This is a genomic window from Nostoc sp. (assembly GCF_036917135.1).
In the GTDB taxonomy this organism is placed as follows: domain Bacteria; phylum Cyanobacteriota; class Cyanobacteriia; order Cyanobacteriales; family Nostocaceae; genus Nostoc.
Genome location: NZ_JBALEA010000060.1, coordinates 47,561 through 74,517, shown reverse-complemented (window position 1 = coordinate 74,517; position 26,957 = coordinate 47,561). Strand labels below are relative to the sequence as shown.

23 protein-coding genes and 1 pseudogene are annotated in these 26,957 nt (G+C 37.5%); 3 read left to right on the top strand and 21 right to left on the bottom strand.

Features of this window, described 5'->3' with window-relative positions:
* Positions 1 to 117 precede the first annotated feature (117 nt).
* Positions 118 to 957 (bottom strand): M56 family metallopeptidase, encoded by an 840-nt coding sequence (locus tag V7K50_RS17945; protein ID WP_334962305.1) that lies wholly within the window; start codon positions 955 to 957, stop codon positions 118 to 120.
* Entirely contained in the window at positions 957 to 1,376 is a 420-nt protein-coding gene (locus V7K50_RS17940; protein ID WP_334962299.1) for a BlaI/MecI/CopY family transcriptional regulator, read from the bottom strand. Before V7K50_RS17940 ends, V7K50_RS17945 begins: the two co-directional genes overlap by 1 nt.
* 398 nt (positions 1,377 to 1,774) lie before the next feature.
* On the opposite strand from V7K50_RS17940, the gene V7K50_RS17935 reads away from it, so the two are divergent.
* Positions 1,775 to 2,509 (top strand): 2-phosphosulfolactate phosphatase family protein, encoded by a 735-nt coding sequence (locus V7K50_RS17935; RefSeq protein WP_334962298.1) that lies wholly within the window; start codon positions 1,775 to 1,777, stop codon positions 2,507 to 2,509.
* A 194-nt stretch (positions 2,510 to 2,703) separates the two neighbouring features.
* Here the strand turns inward: V7K50_RS17935 and rfbD are convergent, their stop codons facing one another.
* Positions 2,704 to 3,594 carry a dTDP-4-dehydrorhamnose reductase gene (gene rfbD, locus V7K50_RS17930; RefSeq protein ID WP_334962296.1) on the bottom strand — a complete coding sequence of 297 codons (891 nt, stop codon included), beginning with the start codon at positions 3,592 to 3,594 and terminating at the stop codon, positions 2,704 to 2,706.
* A 75-nt stretch (positions 3,595 to 3,669) separates the two neighbouring features.
* Here rfbD and V7K50_RS17925 point away from each other — a divergent pair, with 75 nt between their 5' ends.
* Positions 3,670 to 3,819, top strand: a complete 150-nt coding sequence (locus V7K50_RS17925; protein WP_334962295.1) for a hypothetical protein — start codon at positions 3,670 to 3,672, stop codon at positions 3,817 to 3,819.
* Positions 3,820 to 3,834: 15 nt separating this feature from the next.
* On the opposite strand, the gene V7K50_RS17920 is transcribed toward V7K50_RS17925, so the two are convergent.
* A complete protein-coding gene (locus V7K50_RS17920) occupies positions 3,835 to 4,659 on the bottom strand; it encodes a class I SAM-dependent methyltransferase (RefSeq protein ID WP_334962294.1) in 825 nt (274 codons plus the stop codon).
* 134 nt (positions 4,660 to 4,793) lie between these two features.
* Between V7K50_RS17920 and V7K50_RS30750 the strand changes: the two are divergent.
* Positions 4,794 to 5,009: pseudogene (locus tag V7K50_RS30750) on the top strand (RNA-guided endonuclease TnpB family protein); the annotation flags it as partial.
* Positions 5,010 to 5,022: 13 nt separating this feature from the next.
* Here V7K50_RS30750 and rfbC read toward each other — a convergent pair.
* The 17 genes from rfbC to V7K50_RS17835 all read right to left on the bottom strand — a co-directional run bounded on the left by rfbC (position 5,023) and on the right by V7K50_RS17835 (position 26,898).
* Positions 5,023 to 5,568, bottom strand: coding sequence for a dTDP-4-dehydrorhamnose 3,5-epimerase (gene rfbC, locus V7K50_RS17915; RefSeq protein WP_334962292.1), 546 nt, complete (start codon positions 5,566 to 5,568; stop codon positions 5,023 to 5,025).
* Between the two features lie 117 nt (positions 5,569 to 5,685).
* On the bottom strand, positions 5,686 to 6,762 hold the full coding sequence (locus V7K50_RS17910) for a glucose-1-phosphate thymidylyltransferase (protein ID WP_334962290.1): 1,077 nt from the start codon (positions 6,760 to 6,762) through the stop codon (positions 5,686 to 5,688).
* A gap of 533 nt (positions 6,763 to 7,295) precedes the next feature.
* Positions 7,296 to 8,363 (bottom strand): glycosyltransferase family 4 protein, encoded by a 1,068-nt coding sequence (locus V7K50_RS17905; RefSeq protein ID WP_334962288.1) that lies wholly within the window; start codon positions 8,361 to 8,363, stop codon positions 7,296 to 7,298.
* Between the two features lie 14 nt (positions 8,364 to 8,377).
* A complete protein-coding gene (locus V7K50_RS17900; RefSeq protein WP_334962286.1) occupies positions 8,378 to 9,226 on the bottom strand; it encodes a glycosyltransferase in 849 nt (282 codons plus the stop codon).
* 145 nt (positions 9,227 to 9,371) lie between these two features.
* Entirely contained in the window at positions 9,372 to 10,292 is a 921-nt protein-coding gene (locus V7K50_RS17895; protein ID WP_334962284.1) for a glycosyltransferase family 2 protein, read from the bottom strand.
* A 346-nt stretch (positions 10,293 to 10,638) separates the two neighbouring features.
* Positions 10,639 to 11,712 carry an NAD-dependent epimerase/dehydratase family protein gene (locus V7K50_RS17890; RefSeq protein WP_442944618.1) on the bottom strand — a complete coding sequence of 358 codons (1,074 nt, stop codon included), beginning with the start codon at positions 11,710 to 11,712 and terminating at the stop codon, positions 10,639 to 10,641.
* A 68-nt stretch (positions 11,713 to 11,780) separates the two neighbouring features.
* Positions 11,781 to 12,452, bottom strand: a complete 672-nt coding sequence (locus tag V7K50_RS17885; RefSeq protein ID WP_334962280.1) for a class I SAM-dependent methyltransferase — start codon at positions 12,450 to 12,452, stop codon at positions 11,781 to 11,783.
* Positions 12,453 to 12,492: 40 nt separating this feature from the next.
* Entirely contained in the window at positions 12,493 to 13,560 is a 1,068-nt protein-coding gene (locus V7K50_RS17880) for an NAD-dependent epimerase/dehydratase family protein (RefSeq protein ID WP_334962278.1), read from the bottom strand.
* A complete protein-coding gene (locus V7K50_RS17875; protein WP_334962276.1) occupies positions 13,553 to 14,884 on the bottom strand; it encodes a glycosyltransferase in 1,332 nt (443 codons plus the stop codon). Before V7K50_RS17875 ends, V7K50_RS17880 begins: the two co-directional genes overlap by 8 nt.
* A gap of 113 nt (positions 14,885 to 14,997) precedes the next feature.
* Entirely contained in the window at positions 14,998 to 17,562 is a 2,565-nt protein-coding gene (locus tag V7K50_RS17870; RefSeq protein ID WP_334962274.1) for a hypothetical protein, read from the bottom strand.
* A gap of 80 nt (positions 17,563 to 17,642) precedes the next feature.
* On the bottom strand, positions 17,643 to 18,818 hold the full coding sequence (locus V7K50_RS17865; RefSeq protein WP_334962272.1) for a methyltransferase domain-containing protein: 1,176 nt from the start codon (positions 18,816 to 18,818) through the stop codon (positions 17,643 to 17,645).
* Positions 18,819 to 18,869: 51 nt separating this feature from the next.
* The gene (locus V7K50_RS17860) at positions 18,870 to 22,436 is read right to left on the bottom strand and encodes a glycosyltransferase (protein ID WP_334962270.1); all 3,567 of its coding nucleotides are present in this window, start codon (positions 22,434 to 22,436) and stop codon (positions 18,870 to 18,872) included.
* A gap of 232 nt (positions 22,437 to 22,668) precedes the next feature.
* Positions 22,669 to 23,409, bottom strand: coding sequence for an ABC transporter ATP-binding protein (locus V7K50_RS17855; protein WP_334962268.1), 741 nt, complete (start codon positions 23,407 to 23,409; stop codon positions 22,669 to 22,671).
* Positions 23,410 to 24,219 (bottom strand): ABC transporter permease, encoded by an 810-nt coding sequence (locus V7K50_RS17850; protein ID WP_334962266.1) that lies wholly within the window; start codon positions 24,217 to 24,219, stop codon positions 23,410 to 23,412.
* A gap of 405 nt (positions 24,220 to 24,624) precedes the next feature.
* Positions 24,625 to 25,299, bottom strand: a complete 675-nt coding sequence (locus V7K50_RS17845) for a Uma2 family endonuclease (RefSeq protein WP_334962264.1) — start codon at positions 25,297 to 25,299, stop codon at positions 24,625 to 24,627.
* Between the two features lie 12 nt (positions 25,300 to 25,311).
* Positions 25,312 to 26,151 (bottom strand): Uma2 family endonuclease, encoded by an 840-nt coding sequence (locus V7K50_RS17840; RefSeq protein ID WP_334962262.1) that lies wholly within the window; start codon positions 26,149 to 26,151, stop codon positions 25,312 to 25,314.
* Positions 26,152 to 26,169: 18 nt separating this feature from the next.
* Positions 26,170 to 26,898: a Uma2 family endonuclease gene (locus tag V7K50_RS17835; protein ID WP_334962260.1), complete on the bottom strand. Its 729-nt coding sequence runs from the start codon at positions 26,896 to 26,898 to the stop codon at positions 26,170 to 26,172.
* Between the last annotated feature and the right edge of the window lie 59 nt (positions 26,899 to 26,957).

Here is a 26,957-nt window from a genome sequence, read left to right as displayed (position 1 = left end):
AGTAGGCGATCTTTGGCAGTCGTAACGAGAGTTAGACTAAATTAGTCTAACTCTGTCTGTAGAATCTCAGTGTCTTTAGACCTGAGAGTGTCAATAACATCGCTTTTTCAATTGAACTTAAGTGTGAAACATCACAGTTAGTAAAGGTAGAAACGCCAACAGAAAGCCATGCCAGGATTGCAATTGAGCTTCTGGGGTTGGTTCTGGTGGGGCTAATAGAGCTTTTACTCTTTGTTCTAAGCGGTCTGCACCAGAGGAACCCAATGCAGCACAGCAAATTTCCGATAAGACTGGGCTAGTAGTAACCACTAATAAAAGTGATTCTGCTAACACCAGAGGGTCTACCTGCAATGCTGCATAACCATCAGCACGTAATTCGCGCAATACTAACAATTCTTCCCACAAAGGCTCTGTATTCGGCAACCATGCAGTGCAGTAACGCACCCAACCCAGCCAGAAAAACCAGAATGTATCCCTGTAATAGTGATGCCCTTGCTCATGGGCTAAGACGCTTTCTAAATGAGCCGGTGAGAGAGTTTGCACTAATCCTTGGCTAACAACTAGTTCTGGTTGCCAAAAACCAATTTGACCCGCAAACAACGCGCCTGTTTGTAGTAACCTGGCTCGTTTATCCCCCAAATTCACTAGGGGGCAGTTACGGGCAGATTCTACAGACTGCCAACCCTGGAAGGCAAGTTTAATGCATGAAATGGCAAAAAATGCTAAATAAATTAATGCTACTAGATAGCTAATTGAGCCTGTATACATTCCACCCATTTGTCCTTGGGGTCCCATGAACAGCACTGCGATCGCAGTCATGAAAATTAGCAAGGGCGGGAAAAGAAACAAAAATAGCGATCGCCGCCACCGCAAACTCCAACTACCTTGGGGTTGATTCCCAGAGGATCTTAACCACCAGGCAACTGCCAAAGCAATCAAAACCATCATTAGATGCATCATTGTTCCTCCCTGGCTTGGCGTGCAGATTGAATGCGTTTGGCGATCGCAGCTATTTGCTCGCTAGCTGCTTCATCCAGACTATCAGCAAAGGCAGCAACAACATCGGGATTCCCCACTGCTAAAAATCGCTGTAACTGCTCGTGAGCTTTGATGACATCTGATTGCTGTTTACTCAGCATTGGCCGCCAATAAAATGCTCGCTCTTTTTTATCGCAAGCCAGCCAACCTTTGTCAGTGAGGCGACGTAAAACGGTGGTGACAGAAGTATACGCTAATTCGCGGTTGGGATCAGTCAGAATGCGATCGTGTACATCCTTGACTGTCGCTGAACCAAGTTCCCAGATGATATTTAAAATTTCCGCTTCCAAGGGGCCTAAAGATAGTTGTTTAGGGCGGTAGTCGGGTAAAGGTGCCATAGCGATTTCGATGGGGAATGGGAGTGGGGAGTGGGAAATTGGGAATGAGTGAATATTCGTCCCTTTGGGTTGTAACCTGAAAGCTGTAAATTTTTCCCCTTTTAGAAGGTCTGTTCTAGTTTTAGATTACAAGATAGTGCTGCAAGTCTGAAAGTCTAAAACCATATAAATGGACTTTTTGAATATTTATTTAGGTATTAGGGACTCTTAAGATTTAGTTAAAACCCCAGCCCTTAGTAAGCAGTTTTCTTCCCCACTCCCATTTATGTATTGAATGACATACATTTTGTATTTTGATGGTAAAAAATACTCCAGAACTAATTGAAATTATAGTTAATGACCCCAACTAGGTAGAATATTATTTGCGGCAGTACTATTAAAGCAGGTGTATCCAGCCCGTGAAGCTATTCGTATACCACACTCCTGAATTGACTCCAACGGCTCAAGCGCCAGAATGTGCGATCGCAGTCGATGTCTTGCGAGCCACTAGCACGATCGCCACTGTCTTGGCATCTGGAGGCGAAGCTGTACAAGTATTCAGCGATTTAGATCAGTTAATTGAAGTTAGCGAAAAATGGCCTCCTGAAAAACGTCTGCGGGCTGGAGAACGCGGCGGCGCGAAAGTAGCTGGCTTTGAGTTGGGTAACTCTCCTCTCGACTGCACACCAGAATTGGTACAGGGGCGGCGTTTGTTTATCAGTACCACCAATGGCACTCGTGCTTTACAACGGGTACAAGATTCGCCAAATGTATTAGCAGCAGCCTTGATTAACCGGGCGGCGGTGGTGAAATTTCTTCTAGAGTTGCAACCAGAGACAGTGTGGATTGTCGGTTCCGGTTGGGAAGGCAGTTTTTCTTTAGAGGATACAGTTTGTGCAGGTGCGATCGCTCATAGTCTTTTACAGCAAACCACGCTGTCGGCAGAAGAATTAGCTGGGAATGATGAAGTAATTAGTGCGATCGCTCTTTACTCTCAATGGCAAGATAACTTATTGGGATTACTTCACCAAGCTAGTCACGGCCAACGATTATTGCGTCTTGACTGTCAAGAAGATTTAAAATATTGTTCCCAAACTGATATTTTGGATGTCTTGCCCATACAACATGAAAGGGGAGTTTTAAAAAGGGGATAGGGACTGGGGACTGGGGACTGGGGACTGGGGACTGGGGACTGGGGACTGGGGACTGGGGATGAGGTAAAAATAAGCAATGCCCAATGCCCCATACAACTCTTGGAGAGGCTGCGCCAACGACTGCGCGGTAGTTGAGCGTAGCGATGCACTGAGCGTAGCCGAAGTGTCGAAACTCAGTACAAGTGCCCAATGCCCTATTCCCAATGCCCAATTTTAAAATTTGTGAGCATTTGCCGGAGTCTTTGTCGCCAATGGGGGGGATAAGTTCCTACAATTGCGGAAATTTTTCCACAAGCAAGGACAGAATAGGCAGGGCGACGCGCGGGTGTGGAATATTCAGCTGTTGTAATGGGGACAATACGTTCAACTTTCAAAGGAAAGTTTAGCTGTTGGGATTCTTCAAAAATGGCGACGGCAAAATCATACCAGCTAGCAACGCCGCTATTAGTGTAGTGATAAGTGCCGCTAATTTCTGGGGTTAACTGGGGAATCATCTGGGCTATGACTGTGGCTATATCTTGCGCCCAAGTCGGGCTACCAATTTGATCGGCGACGACACGGAGTTCTTGGCGTTCTGCACCTAGTCGCAGCATGGTTTTGACAAAGTTACTTTTGCCAAAGGTTCCATAAACCCAAGCAGTGCGGAGGATGAGGTGATGGGCGCAAGTTTGCCGAATTGCTTCTTCTCCGGCGAGTTTAGTTTTACCATAAACACTCAAGGGATTAGTTGCATCGGTTTCGTGATAAGGGCGATACCAATTACCATCAAAAACATAATCGGTGGAAATATGAATTAGAAAAGCTCCTAAGTTTTGGCTTTCTTGAGCAATAATTAGGGGTGCGATCGCATTAATAGCGCTAGCAAGTTCGGGTTCGCTTTCTGCTTTGTCTACAGCAGTGTAAGCAGCAGCGTTAATGATGATTTGCGGCTGTTTTGATCTGATAACGTTGCGGAGGGTATCGGGTTGGGCAAGGTCTACTATTGGGCGTTCTACTGAGATAAGATTGCCGTAGGATGGAAGTATTTTTTGCAGTTCCTTACCCACTTGACCGTTGCTACCAATCAGCAAAATTGATTTATTCATCCTAATTAGTTCTCAAACCTAACGCAATCATAGAAACATCCTTGAAACGGCTGCAAACCACTTGACTTGATTGCTGTGGAGGCAAGCCTAACGGCAGTTTTAACTGCTGTGGCTCTCCACGAAGAATATCCTTTGAATTTGCACTCAGTTGGTAATGCATTTTCTGTTAATCGTTTACCAGTATTTAGGCAATGTAAGCTAATTGGCATGAGTCTGGATATTTAGATTTGTGCAATTCTCTTAACCTCTCACGGGTACTTTGCGGGCAACATGAACAGCAGAAAGAAACGATAGTTGTACCCTATCTCCAAATTTTTCTAGCCTCTGGCGCAATCCTGCAAATAGTAACTCTTTGGCTTGCGGCTCTACTCTCCGTAAGGTACTTAAAAGCTTGAGGTAGTCATCAATGCTATAAGTGACTTCACACACAGTTTGCTCGACAACCAACTCTTTAAAACAATTGGAGTCTAAAATCTCTTGTTCAAACCCCCTCAAAATCTCCGCTTGAACTTCCGCACCGTCATATCGGGCAAATGAGGGAGCATAAGCTTGATACACTTCCTCTAGAACTTGGTAAACTTCGTATTTCGGTTGTGGGGTCAGATTCCATAGCAAAATAAGAAAACCGTTATCGCACATTGCCGATGCTGTCTTGGTATATCTAATCTCTGGCGGTATCCAATGAAAGGCATTGGCAGATAGAACGGCATTGAACTGTTTTGCTTCTAGTTCCCACTCCTCAAATGAAGTATTGCAAATTGTAACTTTTGGATATCGATCGCAGTTGTGTTGTAGCAATTGACAAAAATCCTGGTTTGGCTCAATACACGTCATTGAAAAACCAAATTGAGCAAAAGCCACCGTCGCATTTCCTGGACCACAACCAACCTCAAGAATCGATGCATCTGAGTTAAGTTTGGCTAAAGCCACAGACCGATCAATTAGTTTATGTGGATAGTGCGGTCTTGCATCGTAATAAACATCAGCAACGGGAGAATACCAAGTCCTTCGCTGTTCCAAATCCATAGAAGCTCTGGCATTTATTTCTTGTCTAAAGTCTTGCATAAGCTAGGGGGTGTCAGCGATGAAGTCCAATTTAATTTTAGAAGCAGCAAGGGATATGTCTTAATTTTGATTAGGGTTATTTTGAGTCTTTTAACTGATTGACAAATAACAAAAAGAAAGCTTAGTTACAAGCAATTCTCAAAACTGGTACTTCCAGATCGCTGCACAAACTTTGCACTAAGCGTAATTTTAAAGTTGACGATTACTTGCATAAAGCTAGCAGACACCTAGTTAACAAACTACTTAGTTTGAATATAGGTACTCTAGTTCTTGGCAAAAACGAAGAATGGAAGCAAGAAATTTCAATAGGTAATCGTAATAACCAAAATTTTGTACAGATACCTCATACAAGGTTTATCAAGCTTAATCAAATACTTCAGCAGTTCTCAAAGATTTACCAGCTTGGTCTTTGGCTGATAAAATCGGTGGCGCACTCAGCGGCCAATCTATTGCTAAATCTGGATCGTTCCATAGAATTGTGCGATCGCTTTGGGGCGCGTAGTAATCTGTAGTTTTGTAGAGAACCTCAGCTATTTCTGAAAGCACGAGAAAGCCGTGAGCAAAGCCTGGTGGTATCCACAGTAAGCGTTTGTTCTCAGCACTGAGTTCATAACCCACCCACTTACCAAAGGTAGCCGAGCTTTTTCTAATGTCTACCGCTACGTCAAAGATGATACCAGCAACAGCACGAATTAGTTTTCCTTGGGGTTGTTGGATTTGATAGTGCAGCCCACGTAGAACGTTTTGGTTAGAAGAAGAGTGGTTATCCTGGACGAAGTTTGTCACAATACCTGTCTCTTGAGCAAATTTTTGGTGATTGTAGGCTTCAAAAAAGAAACCGCGATCGTCTGCAAATACTTGGGGTTCGAGTTGTAAAACTTCGGGAATTTTGGTATGTACGATGCTCATTAATATTATTGAGAGGAATATGCCACAGTGCTAATTTTGCGAGTAACTTAATAGTTCTATTTCACAGATAGTAGGATAACACTTCGACCGTGGCTTTTCCTGTTTTTAACAAATAAATCACGTTAGTTCAATTTGACAGTCATCACCAATCAGAAATCGCAAGGCTTTGGGGCGACGGGGTGCAACAGTCAATTGTGCCCTTTGTCCAATGACACTATCAATAATGCGCTGATGGATTCCCTCAATTTTTGCACCTTCCAAAATAACACTGTGTTCTAAATCGGTATCAATGAGTATGACATTGTTAGCAATACTACTATAAGGGCCAATAAAGCAGTTTTCTAAATGACAATTACTACCAATGACTACTGGCCCCCGAATTGTACAGTTAATTACTTGAGATTTTGCCCCAATTTGGACTCGTCCAGTAATCTGACTTTGGGTATCAACTTCGCCGAAAACGGATGCTGTTATATAGGTATCGAGAATCAAACGGTTAGCTTCTAATAAGTCATCTTTTTTACCAGTGTCTAGCCACCAACCTTGGAGATTGTAGGCTAAAACTTGCTTTTTTTGATTAATTAGGTATTGAATAGCATCAGTGATTTCTAGTTCCCCTCTGCTGGAAGGTTGAATATTTGCGATCGCATCAAAAATGACGTGAGAAAAGAAATAAACCCCTACCAATGCCAAATTTGAAGGAGGAACTTTGGGTTTTTCAATTAACTGTAATACCCGTCCTGTTTCATCTACCTGAGCCACACCAAAGGCGCTAGGATTTGCAACTGAACGCAAGATAATCAAAGCATCTGGCTGTTTTTGGCTAAATTGTTCCAGAAAGTAACGTAATTCGCCTAATTGAATCAGGTTATCGCCCAAGTACATGACAAAGGGAGAATCACCTAAAAAGGGACGGGCGATTTGAACGGCGTGAGCAAGTCCAAGTGGCTGCTTTTGTAGAATGTAGGTGATGTTCGCTCCGAAGTATTCTCCATTTCCGGTTTTCGTTTGGACTTCTGCTCCGGTTTCCGGGCTGATAATGATGCCAATATCAGTAATGCCAGCAGCGACCATTTCTTCAATGCCATACCATAAAACAGGTTTATTAGCAACTGGTACGAGTTGTTTTGCTCCGCTATAGGTGAGGGGACGTAGGCGTGTACCTTTGCCGCCAGAGAGAATTAGTGCTTTCATAAAGATTGAGTAATGACAAGTCATTAGTCAAGATAATCTGAAATCTGCCCAAAATCCCAAATCCTTGAATCCAAAGTTTATAGCAAATCTCGGTAAGCGTAAAACGAGCGTGTCTAAAGACGCTGAGATATAAGCGACCCTTCGGCTACGCTCAGGGCATCGCTCGCGTGACTTTAGTCAATGATTGTTTTTCTTGACCTAAATCTATTATTGTGCTGTAATTACAATACCTCTAAAACTAATTCTCTTGGTGGAGACACCTCACCGAAATTGGAGAAAAACCAATAAAGTGAACAGCATCAAGTAAACGAATTTTTAGATGTCTATATAAAAAGTAGCGGGAAGATTAGGGATTAACCTTGATCAACTCAGTAGACGATCCTTGACAGTCGTAGCGAAGTTTAAATTAGTTTAATTAACTAACTAAAAGTAACTCAGTCGATCTTTGATCCGGAAATTAGTTTTTAGTTAGTTAGAAATATCTAAACTTGTCAGCAGAATCTCAGTGTCTTTAGACCTGAGAGTGTCAACTTTCATAGATAACGGGATAAAACTTCGACAGTTGCTTTTCCGGTTTTTTCCCAACTGAATTGTTGAGAGTGGGTGATACCTTGGCTAGAAAGGCGCGATCGCAATCCCAAATCAGTTGCGATCGCTTGCATCGCCTCTGTAATTTCTGCTGGATTGTAGGGATTGATCAGAATCGCCGCATCGCCAGCCACTTCTGGTAAGGAGGAGAGATTGGAAGTAATGACGGGAGTACCACAAGCCATTGCTTCGAGAACAGGTAAACCAAAGCCTTCCCACAGACTGGGGAAAACTAGTGCGATCGCTTCATTGATGATTTTTGGTAATTCGCTATATGGTACATAGTCAAGGAACTTTACCTGATTAGTTAAACCCAATTCTGCAACTTGCACTTTTAAAGTAGGCGTGTAACGCGAATCAATTGGCCCGACTAACCATAGTTCATAGTCTTTACAGTTAGGTAACCCAGCAAAAGCACTGATAAGTCGCTGGATGTTTTTATATGGTTCTTGGCGGCCAATGTAGAGAAAGTAGTTGCTGGTGGGGAGGTTGAGATAATGGAAGTGAGTGCGATCGTATGCTAAAGGAATCGGAGTAATTTTGCTGGCGGGGATTTGGTAAAAATCGGTGATATCTTTAGCCGTAGTCTGGGAGATGCAAATAATGTGTTGTGCTTGATTAAGGACTTGGGGAGTGTAATAGCGGTGGTACGGTGTGAGTGGTGAAAAGCGTTTGGGAAAGCGCAACGGTATCATGTCAAAAAATGTGACGACAAAACGACAGTTGCTATAAAGGGGTGCTTCCGGTAGCGCGGAGAATAAAATCTGGGATTTTAGCTTTCTATAGATTTGTGGCAATTGGAATTGCGTCCAAATAAGGCGATCAAAATGACCTTTGACCCCTTGTTCTGCGGTTTGGTTAGGGGGAACTGGGTAGCAGTTGTAACCAGGAATATTCTGGGAAACTAGGAGTGTGGGATCAAGTTGTTGCAAGTGAGGCAGCAGATTGAGAGCGTAGGTACTGATGCCTGTGGGTTGAGTTAGTAGAAATGAGAGATTAATTAATAATGTCATGATAATTAACCATATTATTTATTCTGGTTATTGATGACATAATCCCATATCCCACAAATTTTTCCTAATGCAGCTTGTGGCTTTAGCATCATCGCGGAAATCGCCTTTAATATTTGAAAAAATAATCTAATACTAAATACAAATCTGTTTGTATATTTAGCCATTGTTAATAAATAACTATATGTACTATTTCTAATTTTTTGGAATTCATTCCTATTAGTAATAGATGATGGTTGATGCAGCACTGAGAAATTATTATTTATGGCAACTATATGTCCTTGGTTAGCATAATGTAAGCAAAAATCTACATCTTCATAATAAAGAAAGTAAGCAGAGTCAAAATTGGGACATTCAGGAAATTTGTTCAAATTAACAATTAGACTACACCCTGAAACCCAATCACAATTAACATAGTCTGCATCTATATTTATTAATTTTTTTTGGGTAATGATTGCGCCATTTTTCACAATAAATCGACCGCCAGCAAACCAAACTTCGCCTGTCGGTGTATAGATAAGTGTACCAAGAATTGAAATTTCTGGATGCAACTCAAAAAATGGCTTAACTTTATCTAAAGTATTTTCTATTAAATAGGCGTCTGGATTGATTATCCAAACATAGGCTTGGGGATCTTGAATGTAGATCCATTTTAAGCCTAAATTACAAGCACAACCAAAACCTAAATTAGTCCCAGCATCAAAAATCAATACAGATTCAGTTTTGAGATTATCAATAGAATTATCATCAGGTGAGTTATTGATGATAATTATTTTGTAGTCAACACGGCTTTTTTTCTGTATGGAACTGATTAATTTAAATACTAAATCTGTAGAGTAATAATTAACAATTAAAAAATAAATCACTGGAGTTAAATTTAGTTATTACATTAGCTAATCTTCTTAAAAACTACTTAATTCATAGATGAGACGCTAATATAAGTAATTTTATTTAATACTATGCCAATTTATTTATAGCTGATCATTTTGTTTAAATTCCCTTCTTAAAAACTCAACACCAAGTTTTACCAAGCTTTCCTTGAAAGCCGTGAAATGTTCCCAGCAAACAAGCCCATATTTTTACTTTTTTTTCTTCTGGATCATATAGCAAAATTGTAACTATCCTGCGGAGTAAATATTTTATGCGTCGTCCACAACTAGTTAGTCGATACAAGCCTTGAGCATAGTGAGTTTCTAAATAAGTATGGTTTCGATTAATGTAATAGTTACGTAGACTAGAGTATTGGTGAATAGTCATTTCTCGTTGGCAAAATTTTACTTTGATTGGATTACCAAAATTATGATCCATGATAGCTGTAGTAACTATCAGATTATGAAATCCCTGTTGTCGTAATCTCAGTCCATAATCGAGATCAATTCCATCTATAAACAATTCTGCACGAGGGGGGTTAATAGTTTTAGCAGCAGTAATGGAAATTAAAGAACCAGAAGTTATCGGAGAGTCACACTCATAAAAATCAACATTTTTATTGTGCTTACAACCGATGAATTGGTCTCTGATAAAAACTGCTCCTTGTATAACTTTGTCAGTTTTGCAATCAATAGCAGTAGGAGCAATAATTCCAACTTTCTCACTATATTCTAGCGACAACTTATTGTAACTTTCTAACAGAATTTCCAAACAATTATTCGTCGGTAAACTGTCTTGATCAAAAGCCCATAAAAAATCATAACCTTCCTTTATTGCCCATTCCAGCGCAAGTGTCAAACCTTGACCAATGCCAATATTTTCAGGATAATGATGTATCAAAATTGATGTACTGTTATCAGGTTCAAGTAATTCTTGCTCGGAATTGTCTACTACAAAAACAATATCTATTGGTATAGATTGAGATTTAATGGCTTGCAGACACTTCCTAGCAGCTTGCTTATCTTTATAGAGAGTTATATAAGCTGCAACTTTTGCTGTCATTTCTTTTATTTAGATGTTATGTAACAACTCGATTTACAGGTTTTTTATTCTAATGCTGTAATCTTTGAAAGATCATGGTAGAGCAAATCTGACTGTTGCCATCTTAGAATTTAATTCTTGAAGCCCTATTATAGACAGCTTCATCTTAAATTTGTATAAGTATTTTTCCAAAATATTGATCAATACAGCGCTTCCCGCTATTATGCAATACAACTTTTCTTCTTGTTCCTCTCCTAGCATAGCTTTCAGGTTTGAGGATGTACCTCATAGCTGCCGGAAGTGCTGTATCCTGATGAGTATGATCTAATAAAAGTGAATAATGCCCACATACTTTTAAAACAAGCTCTTAGGAATAACCAATAGTTCTAGATACTTGAGCATAATATATCTCCTCTAATATCTGTTGAAGATTATACTTATATTCCCATCTTGGATAATGAGAATTAAACTTTCTTACATCTGAAATGTACCAGATATGATCGCCAGAGCGATTCTGTTCTGAATAGGTGTATTGCAGCTTTTTACCTACGATATTTTCGCAAATTGAGATTGCTTCTAACATAGAACAATTGCTATGCCGAGAACCCCCAATATTATAAACCTCTCCGCATCTAGGATTTTGATAAAAATGGTAAAAAGCATTGACAAGATCATAACTGTGTATATTATCTCTAACCTGTTTGCCTTGATAGCCAAATATGGTGTAAGTTTCGCCAGCTATAGTACATTTCATTAAGTATGCTAGAAAGCCGTGCAACTGGGCACCAGAATGATTTGGCCCAGTTAGGCAACCTCCTCTAAAGCTAGCAGTTTTCATGCCAAAGTATTTACCATATTCTTGAACTAGTATATCTGCGGCAACTTTAGAAGCACCAAATAGAGAATGTTTAGAGTTGTCAATTGTCATTGACTCATCAATGCCTTCTGTATATTGATGATTTGGTTCAATTTCCCAGCGAGTTTCTAACTCCTGCAAGGGCAGATAATTAGGAGTATCGCCATAGACTTTGTTAGTTGAGGTAAATATAAAAATTGCGTCAGGGCAGTATTGCCGAGTTGCTTCTAGTAAAACTAAAGTGCCGTTGGCATTGACTGTAAAATCTGTATGAGGGTCTTTTGCTGCCCAGTCATGGGATGGTTGGGCTGCTGTATGAATAATGAGAGAAATATCGGAGGAATATTCTTGAAATAGGTTTTCTATTGCGGTGCGATCGCGGATATCAATATCATAGTGACGATAGCTGTCACCATATTTCTCTTGTAATATCTGACGATTCCAGTCCGTGGAAGCAGATTCACCAAAAAATACCGCCCGCATATTATTATCGATACCCACAACATGAAAACCGTTTTGGACAAAAAAATGAACGGATTCTGAACCAATCAGACCACAGGAACCAGTAATTAAAACGGTGGGCATAAGATTTTGACTCATATCATAATACAATCAACAGTTTAAGATAAAATGGTTTTACACTAGGAGTTTAACTAGAAAGGTTTAGATGCTTTGATGAACATCTGTCCTCCCAGAAAATTCCAAAGGAATGGTAACTTGAGATAAAGCTTCAAAAGATTAGGCGACCCTGGTCTACCTTTAGTTGAATATGGCAAAAATCGGGGAATTAAAACATCAATTTTGAAACCAAGAGTATGTAATAATTCTTGAAGAGAAAGATGGGTGATTGGTAATTGATGATCGATAAAATCATAATATTCCTTAACGGAATACTTGAAATTTGGCTGTATGATTAATATCGCTCCTCCAGGTTTGAGGTAGTTAAAGCAAAATAACAAAACTTCAACTAACTCTTCCTTATTGTTCAAATGCTCAAAAAAATTTGAAACAAAGATTTTGTCAAAGCGTTCCGTTATTTTTTCCTGTTCTGTTCTGTTCAAAATATCCAGATTGAGGACATTGACATCAGGATTGGCAAATGCCTGAGAATCAGGATTGAGATCGATTAAGTATTTTCCTCTTGCTTGAATATTATTAATAAACTCACAATAGCCTCCCCCAATATCTAAAGTAACTGAGTCTTTTCCCACATGCTTTTGTAAGAACTCCTCAATTAAAGTTTTCCACAGAGCTATTTTAGCTCTTCTCTGTTGATGGTCAAAACGGTTAGAGTAAAGTTTTTTAAGGTATTCATCTTGTTTCATAGGTCTTCATATCACAAAAAGTCGGTTTTCACTAAACAGCTTAAGATAATATAGGCTCAAGCATTTTTTCATACTCAATAATCCAGTCATAAATATCTTTGAGAGTTTCTTCTGGATTCATAGTTGGCTTCCATCCAGTCTTAGAGCTTATCTTGGAAGAATCTGTAATATAAATGGGGATGTCACCTTGTCTAGCTATTTCTTCTGATTTGATAGGAATAGATTTACCAGTAATTGCCTCACATAGTCTAGTAGTCTCTAATAGAGATAGACTATGTGAGGCGCCTCCACCAACATTTAAAACATCTCCATCTAGTTCTGAAAAATGTTCTAACTGATAATTAATCAAACTTAACAAGTCTTCAATATGCAGTAAATCTCTAACTTGTTTACCCGTACCACCATAACCTATGTAACTTAGAGATTTTTCAAAATAGTGTGCAGCTAACCACAAAACAAAAACACCTTGGTCAACTTTACCCATCTGCCAGGGTCCTGTAATTACCCCACAACGGTTGACTATTGCCTGAATACCATAAGCTTGCCGGTACTCTTCGATTAGCATTTCCGAGGCAAGTTTAGTAGTACCATAAAGAGAACGGTAGCTTTGAAGTGGAAATTCCTCCGTTATACCAAGATGAGATACTCCCGGTATTGTCTGTTCAGGAGCAATGCTAAAGCGAGTTGTTAGTTCTACTAAGTTAACTGATTTAAGCGTTTCAATCGGATAAACACGACTAGTAGAAAGAAAGAGTAAACGAGCATTGATTTGTCTAGCTAGTTCAAGGACATTGATAGTTCCTAGCAAATTTGTTTGCAGAACGTATTGTGGAGAAGTAAATCCTGCAAGGACAGAAGGTTCAGCAGAACAATCAATGATGGTATCGACATTAAAAGTTCCGGGGTCTAAATCGCTAGGAGAGCGAATATCGCCATGAATAAAGTCAATTTCTAAATTTTTTAATCTAGGAAGGTTTAGTTCTGAACCACGCCTTCGGAGATTATCGAAACATATAATTTTCCCAAACGGGTGATGCTTTTTTAAACTAATTGCTAAGGAACTGCCAATAAAACCAGCTCCTCCTAAAATCAGAATATTCTCAGCCATTTGATTTAAACCTTTGATTTATTAGCAGTCTTTTTTTGCTTAAATGATAATCCCCACGCGATAAATGTTTTTCTAGCCAGATGTAGAGAACTATAAACAAATATCGACTGCCCATTTCTTTTAACTTTAACTTAGAAACCCCTGTAGTTCTATTTCTCCAAGTAATAGGTATAGTTGTATAAGAGTACCCTCTTACTATGGCTTTTAGTGGTATTTCCACTGTTAAATTGAAATGGTGAGATACTAATGGAGATATACCTTCGATAACTTCTTGACGATAAATCTTAAATGCATTGGTAGTGTCATTAAATTTCAAGCCAAATAGTATCTGAATAAAAAGATTAGCTAAACGATTTACAATTAATTTGTGACTGGGATAATCAATTACTTTACCTCCTTTAATGAAGCGGGAACCAAAAACACAATCATAGCCTTCTTGCAGTTTATGATAGTAAGATACGATATCTTCTGGTGCATCTGAACTATCTGCCATAACCACAGCTACGGCATCTCCTGTAAAATTTTCTAACCCACAGCGAACTGCAAAGCCAAAGCCGTTAGGATAATAATTATTTACATAACGCAGCTTATTATTTTGAGAATTTATCTGCTGCAATAATTCTTCTGTTTTATCTTTGCTATTGTCGTTAACAACTAAAATTTCGTAATCTATTTTTTCCTGTTCCAAAATTTGGCTAATAGTCTGAACAGTTTGAACTATGCAACCTTCTTCATTGTAGGCTGGAATTACTATTGATAAAGTCTTGACAGATTTTGAATCTGGAACATCTATAGTGTTGGATTCATTTTTTCTGAATTCAGAATTTACTGATAAAGCTGGAGCCAGTGCTTCTGGATAATATGTATCTGGTGAATTATCTGTTTGTGATTTGTTATGAGTTTTTTGTGCTGGTGTTTTAAATACAAACCTATCACTAATCAAATAGTTAATCGATGCGCTTAAAAGTGCGCCTATCACAGTATTGATGGCATAGTTAACTCTCAACCAATCTAGGATAGGAAAGATAAATAAAATGCGAATAATAACTGCAACTCCCGCAGAAACATGGTAAAGAGGAAGTTGCCGTAAAAATACTTCTCTAATGTTCCAAACTCCCCCAGTCCAAACCCAAGTTCGGTATATAAAAAAACCAAAGATTAGAGAGATTTCAATTGATATTACATTCGCTATATTACGCAAAAAAGGCGTATTAAATCCCAGTTCTTCAATTATTAAATAAATTAGTGCTAAATTTAGTGCTGCTGCTAAACCGCCACCTAATAAAAATTTTAGTATTTTTGAGCTAAACATTTTTTCAAACATGATAAATCACTAACATCACAAAAAAACTATATTTAATCTGAAATCACTTTCCTAATTTAAATTTTAATTCATTCTTCAGTTTTGACAAGCTGTTTATCTTTATCTTGCAAATATCAATGAATTTGATGAAGTTCTAAATTATGTTTACCTTTTAGCTGTTTAGCAGTTTTATTTACTGGGTCATAAATCCAAGTTTTGATAAGATGAGAATCTCCTGGAAACTCGTCTAATACTAAAGATAATGACCACCCAGATTGGTTATAACTAGGGTTTTTATAGAAATTACCCACATCGTATCTATCCCAACCTGTTTGGGTAATTGCAACAGGAGTATTTGCTGCACCATGTGTTATTAGAATCCATAAAGGCTGTTGTGGATTTGATTTTAAAACCACCCATCCATGTAAATAAATTTCATCCCCTTTTATAAAATTACTGTTTTTAGAATCTAGCGCTCCAACATATTCTTCAGTTGCATCTTGCGAAAAAGTAATTTCTTTTAATTTTGATATATCAAAGGATTTGTCTTTAAGAATAATAGATGAGTCTAGGATTTGATAGGAATCCAAACTGGTTTTGATATTTTGCTTGTAAAGCAGAGGATTATTTTTAGAAAAGTTAAACGACTGAACTCGCTGATCCCACTTTCCGTTAAAGAATGAAAAAGCTTGATTATCGTTTAAAGGTAAGTGGCTAATTATAATACCATTCTCCGAATTTTCTGGAATTATTCTGAAATAAATGTGAGATCCATCTTTAAAATCAATATTTATGTTCACAGGTGGTGCCCTAAATAGAGTTTTGTATATTTTTCCTAATAATGAATATTCAAACTTAATAGATGCACGGACTAAAGATGAAGTATCAGTCAACTTTATAGACTGATTCCATCCTAATGATACTTGTTTAGTCTTTATAGACGAAGAACATATATTTTTATCGCGCTTTTGCAGTACCATCAAGTTAGAAAGCGCAGGTGTATTTATGAATTCGTTTAATTCTGAAGACAATTTGTAATTACAAGCTATATAAGAAAATGTAGCTGGCTCATCAAAAAATGGATGTCTATTATCAATGGCTCTCAAATTATATATGATGTACTCCGGCGATTTGCTTGAGATGCTACTCAAGTTTGCATTATCAAGAGATTTGGTATAGGCAGAATAAGACTGAAATATAGGTCTTGGTTGCCAGTTTAGTTTATTTGACTCCACAAGTGAAATTTCCCAAGGAATAATATCTATTGTTTTATTATTTAAAACTTGTAATACCTTCTCAGGTAATCTTACTTTTGATAGTTCTAAATTACTATTAGTATTTATATTCAAACGTAGCTTTTCTGTGTTGAATAAAACAGATACTTTGTTAATCAAATTTATGGGACTCAAAATCCTCATTAGATTTGATTCCACGTTTGGACTAGGATTATTAAAAGGTGATGATGCTAAACAATATATTGAAATAATTAAACCTAAATAAACCAACGTTATATTTCTAAGTATTTTAAACTTATTCTTTAATTTGATAATAGCTATAGAAGAAATTATGGGGAAAGATTGTATAAACATATAAACATGTCCATCTTGGCGAACATAGCCATGCTTGAAACTCATCCAGAGAGTAAAAGCTAAAGCTAACCCCAGTCCTAAAAATTCTTCACGCATGAGTTGGATCAGAACTAACAAAACTATGAGAAGTCCTACAACTGCAAATCCTAATTCCCAATAAGATCCAACTATACTCATAGCACTAGAATAGCCAGAGGAAATTTCTAGTGAACCTTTTAAGTAATTTATTAATAAAGGAGATAAATAAAGAGTTGTTATCAAAATAGCAGATATATATGCTATGTAAAAACCATTATTAAAGTAGATTTTGGCAGATAAATTTTCATGATTACTGCTAGGTTTACCTATATTATAATTATTGCTCTTATTTATAATCCTTATCTTAATAAACCAAGCTAATATGCCAGAAAAAGTTGCAATAAATACACATAAAAAAACCTGCCTAACATTTTCAACTAAATTGGGGTTCAAAAATAAAAAAGATGAAGTTAATGCTGCTATTACAGCGTCTGATAAAGCAAATAAGCTTGTGGATAAATCAGATTTACTTTGAAAATCTTGAAATATTTCAGCTAAAATTATCAGGATAATTATCCCCAGTGTACAAACTCCAATATTAAACTTGGTAAGCAAACAAAATCCCGATATTGAACCGAGTCCTAAAGCCCACAATCTGATATTTTTTTTATTAATGATATTGTCCCAAGACAATATCATTAATAGTGCAAATATAATTTTGTAATCGATAGATAAGCCAAACAAATAACTGAAAAAGATACTAGCAGATAGTAAGATTTTGTGGAATTTTGTTTTTTGATTCGTAATTGTTGCAATACTGATACAGAAGGTTATTAATTCGATAATTAACCGAAATAATAATATTACATAAAAGTTTTGATCTAATACGGAACCATGAATCAGATAACCTAAAGGCCCATAGGTGAATATGATATCTTTACCAAAAACAAATTTCTCTAAAGCTGCACGACTAATTGCATATTTCCAAGAAGGATCAAGTCCTACTCCCACTCCTACAGGCAAGGGCAAAAAAGCTAGGAAAATATAGGAACATAGAATTAAACTGAATATATGAATTTTTTTCAATACCATATAGAACTTAGATTTTTCTGAACCTTAGCATATAGAACTTGGATTGTTCTGAAGTTTATGTTAAAAATTATGTCGGCATCTTATAATTTTTTTGCAATTAGACAATTTACGCAGGCTAACTCTTCATTTACTTCTGAACTGAGTTGGGTTACAAAATCTTGTTCAAGATACTTATGAGGATGGTCTAACAAATCGGCAATTTTCATGTTTTTGAAATTCTTGGCTTCTGCTTCGGGTAATCCACGAATATAAGAATTTAAGAACCAAGTCAAACACCAAACTGGTAGTCCAGCCTGGGGAACACTACATTCGATTATTTCAAATTTTCCCGAAAACAAATTTTTCAGACCACTACTTGTCATATTGTAGTAGTGGTCTGGATAACCGTGAAAAGGCTGTAGAAATGGAACAGCAGCATAAAGTGTACCGCCAGGTTTGAGCACTCTAGTAATTTCTTGAGCACACTCAAAGGGATTTCTGACATGTTCTAATACTGCTAAAGAAAATACAGCATCAAAGACTTCTGACTTAAATGGTAATTTTTCCCCAATTCCAATAACATCTGTAGTTGGGTAATCAACTATTTCAAAGTTTACAATGTTGTCATGATACACATCTCTTAAACCGCAGCCATTATCAAGTATCAACCCATTTTTAAATTGGTCGATTATGTTTACAGCCACAGAATCATATTTGTGTGCAGAGATATTTTGAGTTGACTTAACAACACCATGCGAAATCAACTCCTGTGTTAGTAAATTAAATTTACTGCTATTAAACTTAAATTTTGATTGACAGTTAAGGCATTTTAATGAAGTGTCATTGTCAATATTTGAAAATTCTTCATTTCCACATATAGGACAACGCAGAATATTTCTGATTTTCTTCAGTTTGGCTTGCTTGTCGTGAAGGAATTTTTTACCTATTTCGTTATCGAATTCAAAATCTACAACAAATGCATATTTATTATGATCTATGGTAAATTCAATAGAAAAGTTTTCCCCTGTGAAAAAGTCAGAAAATAATAAAAAATCAGAAAACCCAAAAACCGAATGATCGGGGTATGCAAGTTGTACATCGGGACGACTAACAATTGTTAAACCTTGAAGAGGCTTATTTGCATAAGAAATACTTACATTTTCGATTACATTTCCTTTCCCATAAATTATCCAACCACTAATCAAGACAAACGGTGAATTAATTCTATTATTCTGCTTAGGAGTATCTATATAGTATTGAAAAGGTTTATCTGTCATGTTTACACTTGTAAGTGAAGTCAATTTTATTTGATCTAAAATTGACTTGTTTTATATCCTAATTCTGTAATCTTCATGCTTGGATGTCAAATTTATACTATAACAAGGGTCGTACTCTATAAACTTTTCCCACTTGTTTTGCATATATTCTGTTTCTTTAAGAAATCTAGCTAACTTTGCGGGTGTATCTTCATAACCTCGGCTCTTAGATTCATAATGATACAGCTTGACGTGTGGTAAATAAATATTCCTGTAACCTTTTGCAACAATCTTCAAGCATAGGTCAACATCATTAAATGCCACTGTAAGTTCTTCTTCAAAGCCTCCCACAGATTTAAAAATTTCCCGTCTACACATTAAACAAGCTGCTGTCACAGCCGAGTAATTATTTACAGTTAATATTTGATCAAAGTAACCAGGAGAATCAGCCAAATGATGTTTATGACTATGACCAGCAACACCTCCAATACCCATGATTACACCAGCATGTTGAATAGTGTTATCTGGATATAAAAGCAAGGCTCCAACAGTCCCAATACTAGGTCTTTGAGCTTGCTCAACCATTGCATCTATCCAGTCATGAGTAATTACCTCGATATCATTATTCAAAAATAGTAGATAATCTCCCTTGGCGTGAGTAACGGCATAATTATTAATTTTGGAATAGTTAAAAGGTATATCAAGTTGGTAGCATTTAAACCTACTAGATTCTTTTTTTTGCCATTTAGAAATCACATTAGCTGTATTTTCTTCCTGACTACCGTTATCTATGAGAATCACTTCATAATTGGGGTAAGTTGTCTTCTCAAAAATAGATGTTAGACATTTGTCTAAGATATTACCTAAATCTCTTGTGGGGATGATAATACTGACAAGCTTATAATCTTTGATTGTATATCGAATTATGTAATGCCCCACAAGGCTTTCCGCCTGTGTAACCCGCCCATGTTCGCCTCGTCTAGCAAGGGCATCTACTAATGCTTTCTCTGCTGCTATGACAGCATAGGGTTTTTGATCGGGCTTACTTGCAGCAGATTGGGGATGAATTCTCCAGTGGTATAATATTTTCGGTATATGATATATTTGCGTTGTTTTTTCAGTTAATCTTAAAACCAAATCATAATCTTGACTTCCCTCATAACCTGTTCTAAAACCTCCAATGGTGTTTACTAGCTCTCGTCGATAAGTTCCTAAATGGCAGGTATACATCCGAGATAAAAAAGAGTCAGGACACCAATCTGGTTTAAAGAAAGGATCTCGAAGTTTACCATTCTCATCAATTTTATCTTCATCAGAATAAATCATATCTGCTTCTGGATGCTTATTTAGCAGTTGAGCAATTTCATATAGAGCATCTGGAGTTAGCAAATCATCATGATCAAGTAAGGCAATAAAATCACCAGTTGCGATTTCTAGGGCTGAGTTAGAACAGCGAGAAATATGGCCATTTTCAGTTCTAAAAACAACTTTTATTCGAGAGTCTTTCGATGAGTAGTCCTCTAAAATTTGTCTAAGAGAATTATCTGTAGAGAAATCGTCAGCAATACATAATTCCCAATAAGGATATACCTGATTCAATACAGATTCAATAGCTTGTCGTAGAAAACATACGGGAGTATTGAAAACAGGCATAATAAGACTAATAGTAGGCTTATAAGCTAATAATTTTGCCGTTTTACCCATCTTTTGTAAGGCTGGTTGATTAGGGTAGTTTTGGTTCAGCCACTTCTGGTAATTAATATCACTAGTTTCAGGAATATCTGGCAGTGCTATGGTAGGTAGTAATGCATCATCAAACTTTAACTTTGAATAAGTTTTCTTCCGTAATTTGTTCATGCAGTACCAGAGTCCCTTTGTTCGGAGAAGAGACCACAAGTTTTTTAACTGTGATAAAACAGTTATGTGAGATGAACTAGAATCGGATACTAAATTTATAGTTTTAGCACCTCTGAATTTCAACCATAAACTTACGTGAAAAGGATTATCATCATCTAGCAAACCCACAGCATGTCTAAATTTAAACCATATTTTTCGCATTTGCCAAAATTTACTAGTATTCATGGCTGCAATAGTGCATTGCGATCGCTCCAATTCTATCTGAGTTTGTTGTAGATCAGACTGCGATCGCTCCAATTCCGTCTGAGTCTGTTGTAGATCAGACTGCGATCGCTCCAATTCCGTCTGAGTCTGTTGTAGATCAGACTGCGATCGCTCCAATTCCGTCTGAGTTTGTTGTAGATCAGACTGCGATCGCTCCAATTCCGTCTGAGTCTGCTGTAGATCAGACTGCGATCGCTCTAATTGACATTTGATTTCTTGTGCTTGACAATTTAATTCTTCTATGTATTTTTTTGATTTTTTTATTTCTGTCTCGACAATATAAAACCGCAATTCTTTACTAACATCATCAATGTACTTAATTGCTTCATCAATAGGTAAGACAATATTTTGCGATTGCTGTAATTTTTCTGCAATATTGTCAAAGTGATCATCAATTTTGTTAATCAGTTTTGATAGAGGTCTATTCCAATCTTTTTGTTGTTTAATTAATTTAAGCAAAGAAGTTTCAAGCATACTAAATTGATTAACAACACTCTGCTCACTCTCCATAATTATTGCATTCCCTTTGATTTTTTCTAGATTGAAAAAATTCATGAACAGATGAGGAACTCCATAAGCATAGGCTGTAACATTCCCATGTAAGCTTGTACCAGCAAAATAATCTGAGTAAGCAATGACAGCAGCAACTCTCCTCGTATCTATATTTCCATCTACTAAAAATGTTTTCTTGGGTATCTCTTCTTGTAATTTTTTTAAAATTAGTTGATCGTTATTGTATAAACCAATAGGTAAAAATACAATCTCTATATCGGGTTCTATCTCAAGTAGCTTACTAATTGCTATTACTAATTCTTTGAGATACCTCATAGCATCATAAGTAACCTGAAAACATAAAACTTTACCGTACCCTGGAAATTCATTCTTTTTAATAAGAACTCTATGTATGTCTGCAAGATTGGACTTAGGATAGTAACGAGCAACTAAAAAGGCAGTATCTGGAACAACATAAATTTCCTTTTCAAGTCCAGCATCAATTAATTTTTTCTTTGACAAGTCATCTCTTACACTTATATAAGAAATCTTCTCAAGATTTTTTCTTAATAACAATGCTTGCTGATCATCAAAGTCAAAAGGTATTCCTACTGAATTCCACATTACTGGGATCAAGGAAGATAGTTTCCCTAAGTCTTCTATGAAAACACGGTATGATCTTTCTTGCTCTGCTTGTTGTTGAGAAATTCCATAGACTGATCCCATAGCAGAATCATCAAAGCGGATAATATCGCCTCCCCCTAAAACAATGCCTTTGTAGTTTAATATTTTATTAATAAATCCTTCTTCTTCTATTCTAGTAATTCGTTTTACACATCTATTCGGTTCTGTTTCAAATTTACAACCTTGTGGTGAATAAAGCGTGATATCTATTTCAGGAATTCGCTTTTTAATTTCAAAATCAAGTATTAGTGGAAATATTAAATCTCCATAGTTGGAAACGTCAAAAGTTCCCCAATTTTGAATTTTGAAATTATTGGATGAATATGCTTTTTGATAGTGCACTATTCTTTACCTCAATGACTTGGCTGATAATTGGATTTAGAGAATTCAAAAAAAATTAAAATGCAATATTAATTAGAGGATATTTGAAAATTCCTTTGTAATTTATTCAATAATTGCATATTTACCTAAAATCCCCTTGCAAAGTTAGAATATCGATACAAATTGATACTTTAAAAACATTCCCTTAGATGATTTTGTCTTCATGATTCTATCCTTTAATTACTTATTCTATTTATTTCTGAACTACAGAGTTTAAATATTTATTTACAACCTCGCCTGTATTCCCAGTTAATTGGATTTTACCTTTATCTAACCATATAGATTTTTGACAAGAATCTTTGATAAATCTTAAATCATGGGAGACTACTAAAATAGTCACATTGTCATCCCATAATTTCTCAATTCGTTGCTTACATTTATTCTTAAAACTTTCATCCCCGACAGATAACACCTCATCTAGAATTAGAATATCAGGCTGCACATCTGTTGCAATCGAAAAACCCAGCCTTGCCACCATACCTGAAGATAACCCCTTGACTGGAACTAAAGCATAATCTTGCAATTCTGCAAACTCCAAAATTGAAGGCGCTCTATTCCGCATTTCTAATCTAGAATACCCCAGCAGTACACCATACAGCAAAATATTATCCATTACGGAAATTTCCGAGTCAAAACCCGCTCCTAATTCAATCAAAGGTGCAATTCTACCTCTTACCCGTACTGTTCCACTGGTAGGTTGTAAAATTCCAGAAATTACCTTTAGAAGAGTGGATTTACCGGAGCCATTCGCACCAATAATACCAATTTTTTCGCCTTTTTCAACGACAAAATCAATTTTATCCAGTACTAATTTTTTCACTGACTGGCGATATTTACCCTCTAAAATAGATAGCATTGTTTTCTTAAGGTCATAAGAAAACTCTTCTTGTGTCCGTCGCAACAGCGAAACATTATCCAGGCGAATTACTTCCATTTACAGCAAATCCATAAATTGATGTCGCCACAGGTGAAAACAAGTCCATCCCAGGGCTAAAATAATTATTCCACTGAGCAAAGCACCCCAAATTAAGTCTAAGTCTGGTACAGAACCTGATAATGTAATCTGACGCAGACTTTCAATAATTGGTGATAAGGGATTTAAACCTAAAAACTGCTTTACCTGCCGTGGAACAATAGCTGCTGGATAAAATATCGGACTACTCAGCCAAATTACAAATACAACTAACTCATAAAAATAAGGCAAGTCTCTAAAAAAAACGTACAAAGCACTTACTAAAAAACTAACTCCTGTAGAAACTAAAACTAGTGCTAAAAATGGAAATACCAGCGCCAAAACATTGATTAAACTTTTGGAATTAATGAAAGTCATCAATGCCAGTAATGGAAATGTCCCCACCGAAAATTGAAATACATTCGCGGCAATCATTGATACAGGAAAAACGCTGACTGGCAGATGAATTTTATTCAATAATGAGCCATTACCTACTACACTGCTCAATGCCTGAGATGTAGAGGCTGAGAAAAAGTTGATTACCACCAGCCCGGTAAATGCTGCTAGTACATAGTTTAGTATTGAGTTGTTGTAATATGACGCAAAAGTTGTACCAAAAATTGCAGAGTACAACCCTGTCATGATCAAAGGGTTCAACAGCGACCAATAAACCCCCAGGAATGAACCTCGGTAACGTACTTTAATATTCCGCGCTACCAAAACGTGCAGCAATTCCCAATAGCGCTGGACTTGCAACCAAGTTGAATTATCTTTAAGCGAAATTATTGTCATTAAAAACCACCACACACCAGAGGCAAGTTATTTGGGAATTTTATACTATTAGAGCCTAGTTTGCCGCACTAGCCTATCATTAAAAACTTTATTTGAAAAAGCATTGTTAAACATACAAGTTATCTAGTCGGCATTTTTATACTCTTAAGCACACCCTACCCCAGCAAGACCAGTTAATTTATCAATTGGTTCCTAGAACTCTCTGGCATAAACCAGCAAGTTATAACTACCATCAAAGTCTTTGAAAGTCAAATATATATATTTTTCAGGGTGTCTACCCATTGTGATGATTTAAGCTCTACTCTATTAGGCATCTCCAGAAATTAAATATGCGTTACCCAGAACCCTTGTAGAGACGTAGCACTGCTACGTCAAAAGAATTCTTTTTCACCAGATGTCTATTACTTAGCTCAAACTATCTGGATCAACTCCTAGCGATCGCAAATATTCTGCCAGTTTATCAGCCCGTTGGCGTTCTTGGTTTGCTCGTTGGCGTTCTTGTTGTAATTGTTCAGCTAACTCCGTCGGTATGAGTAATTTCTCCCCGGTATCTAGACGATAAAATCCCAATAATTCCCCCTCCACTGCCACTCTTAATCCTAACGGTTGAGATATACCATCGGTAATTAACTGGTAAGTCTCACCATCTAACTTATATCCCCTTAACTTTTCTTCAATCCATTCCCCCTTGGGGTCAAATAACCAATATTCTAAAATCCCTAATTGTTCATAGAGATTTTTCTTTTGCTCTTGGTCTTGTTTTTGAGTTCCTTGAGAAGTCATTTCAAATACCACCTGGGGAACTTGACCTTCCTCCCAAACTTTATAACTATCCCGACCCCCAGGCGGCACATCAAAAATTACCATCACATCTGGTGCAACTCTTAATTTGGGAAAACCTTGAGCATAGTAGAGAAATTGGTCTGCTAAAACTGTGGCTTGTCTGCCTGCTAGGTATTGTTTAATTACTTCTAGGGTGGTGAGAATTGCGTAGAGATGTATGTATGATTCTGCCAATGGTTCACCGTCGGAACTGGGATATTCGATGTTGGGATTGACTATTTTGATGGTTGTAGTCATGGCTACCTTTTACTAGGGTAGATTGTTTGGATCAATTCCTTGCGATCGCAAATACTCTGACAGTTTATCAGCCCGTTGGCGTTCTTGCTCTGCCCGTTGATGTTCTTGCTCTGCCCGTTGATGTTCTTGTTCAGCCCGTTGGCGCTCTTGTTCAGCCCGTTGGCGCTCTTGTTCAGCCCGTTGGCGCTCTTGTTCAGCTTTTTCTGTTCGCGTCGGCATCCAACCGGCTGCATTATACCAACGCAACCACAAACCTGTTGTCTGCTGATAAGTGCCTTGCCAAAGACCCAATCCTAGCTCTAACTCTTCTAACCAAAAGCGGTTATCCGGTAAAGATATTGCCTCGTAACCAGTACCATTGAGTTTGAAGGCACGCAAATAATTTTCATAGCGGTCATAAATAACATAGTAGGGAACCCGCAAAATGCGTTCATATACTTCCCACTTGGTTGGAGGTCGATTTACTTCCCGCAGTGTTTTTCCTAAATCTTCTTGTTCTGTACCTGGTGAAAGTAATTCAACTACTAAAAATGGATCAATTCCTTCTTGCCAAATGACGTAACTTAAGCGTAGGTCTTGCTGTTGGCAAGGGCTAGGTACTCCTAAAACCATGTACCAATCAGGACGCTTGTACCACAAAGGATGGCGCGGATCGTAGTAAAGATTTAAGTCACTAGCAAGCAAAATTTCCTCAGATGGATAAGTGAGAGGCTGACAAGTCTCACTGAGCAAATCCGCCTGAATGCGGTGAAATTCATCTGGCAAACCTGATTCCCCTACTAATTCACTGGGTAAATCATACATCGTAGGCATGGTTTCTTGGGGCGGACGGGGTGGATCTGTTTGATACATGACTACTACCTTTGTTGCTTAACTCAAGCTATCTGGATTAACTCCCATCGATCGCAAACGTTCAGCTAACCGTTGCGATCGCAGCCGTTCTTGTTCCAACTGCAATTGTGCCTCAGATGCTTGTTGCTGGGCAACAGATGCCTGTTGCTGCGCTGCAATAGCAGCTTCCTCTGGTGTTGGAACTAAATTACCATCGGGTGTAAAGTAGCGCAATTTACCTGCTTCTACGCCTAAATACAGCCTAAGCACATCGCTCCAACGCCATCCCCGCGCATTTGGTGTAATTTCCTGATACTTGTTGCCTACTAATTCAAAACCCGCAAATTCAAAATTCTCCGGCGAAAACCAAAAATATTCTGGTGTGTGAAATCGATTTTCATAGAGATTTTTCTTCAAATTCCGGTCAATATCAGCCGTACTTTCAGAAAGTAATTCAATAATCAAATCTGGATAACGACCATCTTCCTCCCAGACTACCCAGGAACTGCGCGATCGCTTTTCGGTGTCTTTGACCAAAAAAAAGTCTGGACCGCGAAAATCTCGATTTCGCAACTGCTGGCGGCTAAAATAAATCGTTAGATTCGCACCTATAAAGAAATCATTAGAGTCACGCCACAGCCACTCAAGGGAAGTTACTAGCAGCAATAGCTGCATATAGTGCAATGAAGTTTCCATTTCTGGCTCATCACTTAACAACCGAGTTGCATCGGGCATTTGCTGTTCTAGCTGTTGCGCTGTGACAAACATTGGCTATATAAGAGTTTGGTTGTTGATTTAATTTTAAGCTGTTAGGTCAGAAGTTAGGA